This is a genomic window from Streptomyces aurantiacus JA 4570 (assembly GCF_000414115.1).
Lineage (GTDB): Bacteria > Actinomycetota > Actinomycetes > Streptomycetales > Streptomycetaceae > Streptomyces > Streptomyces aurantiacus_A.
In genome coordinates, this window is record NZ_AOPZ01000403.1 from 1 (window position 1) to 577 (window position 577).

Here is a 577-nt window from a genome sequence, read left to right on the forward strand (position 1 = left end):
CCCGCGCGGGCAGCGCGGCCACGGCCACCCCGCCGGCGCCGAGCACCCCGGCCACGACGGGCACGGCCCGCGCGGCCGCCTCGCCCGCGAGCATCGCGACACTCATCGGACCCCCAGCTCCCGCTGCTCGGCGCCCAGCTCCCGCCACAGCCGCGCGCACCGCGTCACCGCCGTCAGCGCCGAGCCCGCCGCGATCGCCACGAGCACCGGTGTCCACCAGCCGGTGGCCGCCGCCACGATCACCAGGGCGCAGCGTTCCGTCTTGCCCACCGGACCGCCGTTGAGGCGTCCCGCGCCCGCCGCCGCACCCGCCAGGGAGACCCAGGACGGGAGCGTGGCCGCGAGGGCCGCCGTCGCCACCAGCCACAGCGGGGCCAGGGGCAGGAACCCGGCGAGCATCACCAAGTCGGCCGCCCTGTCGCCCAGTTCGTTGAGGAGGGCGCCGCGTCGCGTCGTACGGCCGGTGTCGCGGGCCAGGGCGCCGTCGAGGTTCGCGAACGCCAGGCGCGCGGCGAGCAGCACCGCCACCGTGAGCGCCGTCAGGGGCGCGGGCAGCGGTCCCGGCAGCCACGCGAGC

Annotated in this window: 1 protein-coding gene; it reads right to left on the reverse strand. The window is 79.2% G+C overall.

Translation table 11 applies throughout. From position 1 onward, the window contains the following. Window positions 1-102: 102 nt before the first annotated feature. Window positions 103-577, reverse strand: a 475-nt coding sequence (locus tag STRAU_RS31835; protein WP_037663275.1) for a CDP-alcohol phosphatidyltransferase family protein, incomplete at its 5' end; no start/stop codon positions are given.